The sequence below is a fragment of the Candidatus Cloacimonadota bacterium genome (assembly GCA_011372345.1).
Classification (GTDB): domain Bacteria; phylum Cloacimonadota; class Cloacimonadia; order Cloacimonadales; family TCS61; genus DRTC01.
Genome location: DRTC01000279.1, coordinates 1 through 8,676, shown reverse-complemented (window position 1 = coordinate 8,676; position 8,676 = coordinate 1). Strand labels below are relative to the sequence as shown.

Annotated in this window: 5 protein-coding genes; 2 read left to right on the top strand and 3 right to left on the bottom strand. The window is 35.5% G+C overall.

Features of this window, described 5'->3' with window-relative positions; genetic code table 11:
* The 3 genes from ENL20_05480 to ENL20_05470 all read right to left on the bottom strand — a co-directional run.
* Nucleotides 1–219: T9SS type A sorting domain-containing protein (locus ENL20_05480; GenBank protein HHE38007.1), on the bottom strand; the 219-nt coding region annotated here is incomplete at its 3' end.
* Nucleotides 220–405: 186 nt separating this feature from the next.
* Nucleotides 406–2,307, bottom strand: coding sequence for a zinc carboxypeptidase (locus ENL20_05475; protein ID HHE38006.1), 1,902 nt, complete (start codon nucleotides 2,305–2,307; stop codon nucleotides 406–408).
* Nucleotides 2,308–2,432: 125 nt separating this feature from the next.
* Complete coding sequence (locus ENL20_05470; protein ID HHE38005.1) at nucleotides 2,433–4,922, bottom strand: T9SS type A sorting domain-containing protein; 2,490 nt, start codon at nucleotides 4,920–4,922, stop codon at nucleotides 2,433–2,435.
* Between the two features lie 293 nt (nucleotides 4,923–5,215).
* Here ENL20_05470 and ENL20_05465 point away from each other — a divergent pair, with 293 nt between their 5' ends.
* The gene (locus ENL20_05465; GenBank protein ID HHE38004.1) at nucleotides 5,216–7,444 is read left to right on the top strand and encodes a tetratricopeptide repeat protein; all 2,229 of its coding nucleotides are present in this window, start codon (nucleotides 5,216–5,218) and stop codon (nucleotides 7,442–7,444) included.
* 189 nt (nucleotides 7,445–7,633) lie between these two features.
* The coding region (locus ENL20_05460) for a tetratricopeptide repeat protein (protein HHE38003.1) at nucleotides 7,634–8,676 on the top strand (1,043 nt) is incomplete at its 3' end.

Sequence of the window (8,676 nt, the reverse complement as noted above, 5' to 3'; positions counted from 1 at the left end):
GTTATTTTCATCTTTTCCGTCCCAGACTATGTGGAAAAGCGACTTTGTCGCTTTTGTATCCGGCAGCTGCCGGAAACACTCCAAAGTTTTCACTTTTTGACCTTTCAAATTATAAATCGACATCTCTGCGTCCTCTCCGTTCTCTGCGGTGGAAAAAGAAATTGTGGTTGCAGAATAGAATGGATTGGGATAATTCCCGATTAATTTTATTTCCGACATTTCTACTTCATCATCTCCAATCGCTGAATCATTCGCTGGAAAACTGATAAAATCGATCCATGCACAATCCGATCCGCTGCTGACATTTCCGTCTTTTTCGTATCGCCATTCGAATTCATGGAAACCTGCTGTAACCAGAAAACTTGCTTCTATCCAATCTACTTCTCCATCCCATCTTTCCTGTTCTTAAGAATCTATGCGGAAAGTGATAAAATCCCAATCATCATCAGGATCGTCTTCGCAGGAAACTTTGATAAAAAAACTGATATCCCCTGCTTCTGTAACATTCATTTCCGTGATTAGCGAACTTGTATCCCAACTTCCGATATCACCGGAGCAAGCAGAATAAATTCCATCATAAGCTGTGGAATTATCGATGAACCAATCCGCATCACCGGAAAAACTCCAGATTTCGGAAAATTCTCCGGATTCAAAACTTTCAGCGTTGGATTGATAAAGCTCATAATCAAAAACCATATTATCCGAAACTTCTATTTCTTCAAAAATTTGAGTATAACCTGTCAAAACGATTTTGATTGAATAAGTTCCTTCATAAATATTTTCAAACTGGTAAAAACCCTGATCATCAGTCTGTGTCTCATACATAATATCGAATATTGCGTGAGACAATTCTATTGAAACATTTTCGAGGGGAATCTGGGAATCTCCATCAACGATCGTTCCTGAAACAGTATAATTTTCTGCTGGTTGGAGAGTTACATCCTGATAAATTATTTCATTATCAGAAATTGAAATATTTTCAACTGTTTGAGGAAGGTATCCAAATGAGAGAAATTGCAAATCATAAGAACCGGGAAAAAGCATGCGATGATAATCTCCGATTTCAGCATCGGTAAAAACTTCCGAATTATCAATATCATGATCAATAACATGAATTACAGCATTAGTTGGATTGCTATTTTCATCTGAGACAATTCCGCGAATTCCGTAAAGACATTCTTCTATATAGAGCAACAAAGATTCACGATTATAGTTCCAATGGTCTTCCAGTTCATCTTCCGGAAGTAGTTTTACATTAGAAAGTTCGAGAGTCATCTCCCTGCAGCCGTGAAAATAATTCATATAATCCTGTCGTCCGCCGCTAATAGTATACCAGGCATAACCATTGGTAATCCCATCATCAAAACCATTCATATAACCATATGGACTATTATCCTGAGCCTTGTCGGCATAAGTATGAGAAACTTCCTGCCACCAGTCATCATCAGCATGAAGTTGAGGCCATGTATCCCAGGGATAATTGACAACTTCTGCTCCACTGTGCAGATTCGCTGAAAGAACAAAATCGTGTTCAAAAGCAAAATCCATCATAATAATGATTTCCGGCTGCCATTCATTTCCATCCGGATGATCTCCATCTTCAGGATCGGGAAAATTGCGGTTGAGATCGACACTATTTGCATTATATCGCGTTGCTCCCCAAACTGTATTATTTCCTCCGGCATAAGTGCCATCCGGGTTGGCAGCGGGATTGATCCAAATCTCAACATTATTTACCAGGTTCGTAATTTGCGGATCGCTTCCGTAATTCGAAAGCAGTTCATCAATTAGACGCAGCATTAAAATATATCCAACCAGTTCATCACCATGCATAGTAGCTGTGTACATAAATTCCGGTTCATCTTCTGCGATATTCACATTATCAGATATTTTTGCAAACAGGATCTCTCGACCTTCCACTGAACTACCAATATTCTCAATGCTACAAAGATCAGGATGATCGATCTGGAATTGATACATAAGATCGACATAAGTTTCGTAAGTCGGATAGGAATCCCAATCCCGCATCTGTTCTCTGGAAGTTGCCATTTTTACTTGGTGAGTTTTACTTGGATTAGTGAGGATTTCATAAGAATATCCTGAACTTGTAAATTCCTGGAATTCTTTCTCATTTGCATATGCAAAAACAGTTTTGTCATGAACATTATCTATTGAGATGATTCTTGTTAGTTTGAATAATTCTTTTTTTGAATTTATGAAAAATTTAAAATATATTTCTTTATTTTCTGCTGATAAAAGCAGAAGTTGAATCGAAAATAAAATTAATAAAATTGTTTTTTTAAGCATCTTGACTCCATATTCTTTATTAAACTTCCGAATGTATTCCGAATCTGTTCGGAATTCTTCGGAATGTTGATAATTTATACAAACATTCGGAAGACCGGATAAATCCGGAACATTCCGATGTTCTTTTATCTCATCAGGATCATTTTCTTGGTGGTACTAAATATCCCACCGGATTTTAATTTATATAAATAAATTCCACTGGAAACAGCTTTGTTGTTATCATCCTTTCCGTTCCAGGTTATGTAGGAAAGCGACTCCGTCGCTTTTGCGTCCGGCAGCTGCCGGATACAGTCCAAAGTTCTAACCTTTTGCCCTTTCAGATTATAAATTAAAATCTCGGTGTTCTTTTCGGTGTTTTCGGTGTTAAATTTTATTGTAGTTGAAGAACTGAATGGATTTGGATAGTTTCCGTAAAGCTTAGTTTGTATGTAATCCATTACATCATCAGTATGCACGAAATAGGTTGGTGGCAAGGTTACATAATCGATCCAGCCGCAATCATAACCATCAGAAACATAACCATCTTTTTCATAACTCCAGGTAAATGTATGATTGCCAGCAGAAACTGCAAATGATTCCTCTATCCAATCCGATTCCCCGGACCATTCTCCTTGAACTGCTCCATCTATAAAAAATTTCAGGAAATCATAACCTTCTTCTGAGGAAACTTTTCGGAAAAAGGAGATTTCGCTCGCTTCTTCATAATCAACTGAAATCGATAGAAATGAATTATCCCAACTTCCGATGGAACCTGATCTGGCAGAGAATAATCCGTCAGATGCATAATCGGAATCAATAAACCAGTCTGCATCTCCGCCAAAACTCCAATTTGTGCTAAATTCACCGGATTCAAAACTTTCCGCTTGACTGGGCTGCATAAGATAATTCATTTCATTTGATTCTTCCGTAAGAATTATTTCATCGAAAATACTGGAATATCCGTCTGCTGAAATGAGAATGTTATAAATTCCAATATAAACTTCAGGAAAATAATATTCACCATATTCGTTAGTATAAGCAGATTCGAGAGGTGCATCGAGAAAGGTGACAGTTGCATTCTCGATCGGTTCTTCAGTTTGTTCATCGAGAATTACGCCACTGAAATCTACAATAGTTTCAATTGCTTCCAATTCTACATCAAGAATGGTCTGTCCGGAATTATTGATATTCACATCACTGAAAAATTGCGGGTAATAGCCGTATTCGGAAAATGTAACATTATAATTTCCATCCTGCAGTAAACGATAATAACGACCAAATTCCACATCACTTTGATAAGGAAATTTCTCAACACCAGTATCATCAATCCCATCAATGAAAATTTCCGCAACAATCGGTTCGCGAGTTATACTGCTGGTTATGTGACCTGTTAAAGTCGAATAATTTACTCTATCCAGGAGGATCAAGGCTGCATTCAGATTATCTTCACAAATTCCCTCAACCTGCCAGGCAGGAGGAATGAATTCGGTTGCTAATTCAACTGTATATGAAAAAATGCCATGAACTCCATACGCATAATCATCGGTTGTTCCCATACATGGATATAAATCCCAAGCTTCTGAAGGTGTGTAATGTCCTCCGTATTGAGCAGGAATCGATTCCGCCATCTCGACAGCCAGTTCTTCCAATGCATCATGATCAGGAGCAATCACGCCGTCAGCGTATCCAAACGGGAAGAGAACCAGTTCGCTGTAACTATGGTAAGAGATACCAGCGATAAAATGATGAGCTTCCAATAAATCTCTCATTGCCTGTACTTCAGGTTCGGAGAACGCTTCCGGTCCATGATAGGTTTCAGAATTCCAATCATTAGATGCTCCTGTGTTTCCCCATTGAAAACCGTAATTGCGATTTGGATCCACTCCATCTGGTCCAGAATCATCGTAATTATCAAATTGTCCATTTTCATTGTTGTCCCGGATATTTTTCCGCCACCAGACATCATATTCATCGGTTACAACTTTATGCCCGTTTGGATTGACCAGAGGAATGAACCAGATTTGTGTATTATTTACATTTTCAGTAATAGTCGCATCGCTTCCGTAATTATCCAGGATATGATTAAGAACTGCCATAGCTACTTCCAGGCTGATCGGTTCACGAGCATGATGTTCTCCCATATAATAAACGGATGGTTCATCTTCCTCGACCAGAACATTATCCGAAACCTTTAACGCCCAGACTTCGTGATGATAATCATCATAATAAGAATTTCCATCATCAGCATAGATTTTTCCCCAACTATCACCAACATCATATAGCTTACAGATATCAGAATGATCTACTTCGATCTGCTGTAATTCAGCTAGAACTTCCGCATAATTCCGATAACCTTCCAGATCACGAACATTTCCGAGATTTGCTCTAGCCTGATCTTCCGTGCATATAATTTCAGGATCATATCCAAAACTAATCAGTTTTTGATATTCCTTTTCCGAAACCACAATGTCCACTAGTTCATTTGGTTTATAAGCGGCAATGTCATAATTTTCTGTGCGTATTTTTTTCAAAATTAATTTTGATGGATTGTCCAATCTTACGATAAATTTCTGCATCGATATCAAATTACCACAAAACATTAATAATATCAAAAAAATTAAAATAAACTTTCTCAATTGTTTTCTCCTTTTTTTATTGATTCAATAATTTCAGCAAATATTGTTCCAATTTTAAATCACTTTGCAAAATATATTTCCAGACCAGGATTTCCAGTAAAAAACAAATAAAACTATATAAAACAGCAATTATTCTTATCTTTTCCTTAATTTCTCAGGTTTATTCAATAGTAATAATTAAACATAAGTTTCGTATGTGTCAACGAAGATGACAATACTTTTAAAAATTTATTGATTTTATTTGGTTAAATATTTTTTTCGTATCAGAAATTCTAGGTTTGTTTGGAGTTAGCATGAAAAGAATCGCTTCCATTATTTTTTTTATTCACCTTATTTTTATTTTTTTAAATTCTCAATCTAAAGTCGACAGTTTGACAGCCAAACTAAACACGGTGTCCAAAAAAGAGAAAGTAATAATTTTAAACGAACTTGCGGAAGAACTATCTCCTGTCGATCCAGAAAAAGCAATTGAATACGCTATTGATGCATTGAAATCAGCAGTCAAATTCAAGAATAGAAAAGAAGAATCTCTCGCGTATAAAAATTTAGCAGATTCTTATTATTATCTGAACAAAATAGAAGAATCACTGGAAATGTATCAGAAAACTGCGGAGATTGAAATAGAGATTTCGGGAGAGAAGTCGGAAAGTTATGAGCGAAGACTCGGAGATGTTGGATATTGTTATGAAATACTGTTGAAATTTGAAAAGGCAATTGAAATCTATACTCAAGCCTTAAAAATTGCTGAAGAATTGGATATGAAAGAAGAGATCATCATCCTTCTGAATAATATCGGGCAAGCATATTACAAATTAGCAGATTATGATAAAGCCCTGAAGTTTTTCCGGCAGAATCTGAAAATTGAACAGAAATTTGGGAAACCGGAAGATCTTTCCATTGTTTATAACAATATCGGGATGGTCTACGATGCCTGGAATCAATTCGAAAAAGCGATCAAATATTATGAACAAGCTTTGGAAATCGATCGAAAATATCAAAATGAAAAAAGAGTTGCGATCCGTTTGAATAATATCGGATATGCGTATCGAGCTGTAAAAAAATATGAGATAGCATTGGATTATCTGCAAGAAGCCTTAAAGATCGAAAAAAAAATCGGTAGAAATGAAAAAATAGCGATCAGGTTAACTAATATCGGTTTAATTTATATTTCTACAGAAAAATATGAAGAAGCACTTAAAAATTTCAGGGAAGCCCAATTAATCTTAGAGAAAATTGATCTCCCATATTATCAATCAACTTTGTATAATCATATAGGACACACATTTATTCTCCAAAAAAAATATCTTAAAGCAATAGAAGTTTTAGAAAAAAGTCAGAAAATTGCTATTGAGAAAAATTTGAAACAACAGCAGATTTACAATTATTTGGAATTCGCCCTTTTATATCAGAAAATGAAGGATTATAAGAAAGCTTATCAAAATCAGGTTTCTTACTCAAATTTACGAGATTCGGTTTTTACAGAAGAAAAACACAAACAATTAGCAGAATTCGAAGCAAAATATGAAACTGATAAAAAGGAAAAAGAGATTGAAATCCTGACCAAAAATACGGAAATTCAAAATCTGAAATTAAAGGGAAATCGAATTGTAAAATATTCTTTTATTGGTGGATTTATCATAATCTTAATTCTGGCATTTACTATTTATCGAGCTTATAGGAGCGAAAAGATAGAGATCAAGAAAAGGAAAATTGCAGAAAAAGACCTTTCTGACCTGAATAAAAATCTCGAGAAAAAAGTCGAGGATGAAGTTAGAATTCGTCGAGAGCAGGAGCAGAAAGCAGTCGAGCAATCTCGTCTCGCTGCACTCGGAGAACTTGCGGCAGGAATAGCGCATGAGATAAATCAGCCTTTGCACAGCATTGCTTTCGCCATTGATAATATGAAAATGGCGATCGAAGAAAATGATGCTGATAAAAAATATTTGCAGAAGAAAACAAAGAATATATTTGCTGATATAGATAGAATGAAGCGCATCATAGATCACATCAGAACTTTTTCCCGCAAGCAGACAGGCGAAGAAAAAGAACCGTTTAACATCAATCAGAGCATAACCAATGCTATAAACATGATCAAAGAACAATATTCCAATCATCGCATCAAACTGGATGTTGATCTTGATAAAAATCTTCCTGAAACTTTAGGAAATCTTTACAGATTCGAGCAGGTTGTTCTGATTTTATTCTCCAACGGAAAAGATGCAATCGAAGAAAAGGCAAAAACAGCAGATGAAAAATATCAGAAAAAACTCTCCATCAGGACTTTCCAAAGAGACAATAGTATTATGATGGAATTTGAAGATAACGGAACCGGAATTTCCAAAGAAAATCTTGATAAAATCTTTAATCCGTTTTATACAACCAAAAAAACCGGAGAAGGAACCGGACTTGGACTTTCCATCGCTTACGGGATTATAGGCGAGATAGAAGGGAAGATCGAGGTTGAAAGTGAAGTTGGAAAAGGAACAAAGATGAAAATAGAATTGACCGCGAACGGACGCTAATAAGAAAAGAAAAAAAAATCTTATGGCTGGTTGAGGAACGAGATATCTATAATGGTTGGAAAATGAAAGATGGAGAGACAATCGGCAACCATTGCCAAGAACAAGTAAAAAGAATTCCTCTTTTGGAAACCATTCGCAAGGTTTTAATTCTCGTAAATTAGCGTGTATTAGCGGTTGAAAAAGGAAAAGATGAAGAAAATATTAATAGTCATATCGATCCTTATATTATTTACAATCACAGCATTTTCCGAAACTAAAATCGATAGTTTGGAAGCGATCTTAAAATCTGTTTCCGGAACTGACAAAACAAAGATTTTAGAAAAATTAGCAACTGCATATTCCAGATCTGGAAATTATTCTAAAGCAATACAACTTCTTGAACAAATCGTAGAAATCCATAACCAAATAGGATATGCAGAAAAATCAGGAAAAATCTATCAAAAGCTCGGACAATCTTGCTTTAAAATCGGAGACTACGATAAATCGCTGGTTTATCATACGAAAGCATTAGTTTCAAACCAGGCATCCGGTAACAGGAAAAGGGAAGCGAGAAACCTTTCCGATATCGGTTATGTTCATAAAACTATCGGAGATTATGATAAAGCCATATCCTATTACCAGCAAGGCTTGAAAATCAGCGAGGAATTGAATGACGAAGAAAATACTGCTTTAACATTAAATCGTATCGGCAGCACTTATGTAGTGATCGACGATTATGAAAAAGCATTGGACTATTATCAAACTTCCCTTGAAATCAGAAAAAAGATCGATGATAAACAGGGTATTGCCGGTTCTTTCAATAATATCGGATTGGTTTACCTTAAATATGAACAATATGACAAAGCACTGGAATATTACTTTAAAGCTTTGAAAATTAACGAAGAAATGGGAAATTTGCATTGGAAATCCTTTAATCTGAATAATATTGGTGATACTTATGAAGTTTTGGGGAAATACGAAAAAGCACTCGATTATTATTTTAGGTCTTTAAAAATCAAAGAGGACAGAAACGATAAAAGAGGAATTGTTTTTACCCTGGGAAATATCTCAACAGTTTATTTTAATCTTGGAAAAGCTAAACTCGCTATCGATTATTATCTTAAAAGCCTTATGCTTGCCCGTAAAATAGGATTGAAACAGCAAGTTTTGCAATGTTATCTTGATTTATCGGAATTATATTCAGCAATAAAAGATTATAAATCAGCATTGGAATACAAGAATCTTTATACTAC

Bases quoted from the DNA above. Each gene is read 5' to 3' on its own strand.
- ENL20_05475 (HHE38006.1), bottom strand. From the start codon at position 2,307: ATGCTTAAAAAAACAATTTTATTAATTTTATTTTCGATTCAACTTCTG.
- ENL20_05465 (HHE38004.1), top strand. From the start codon at position 5,216: ATGAAAAGAATCGCTTCCATTATTTTTTTTATTCACCTTATTTTTATT.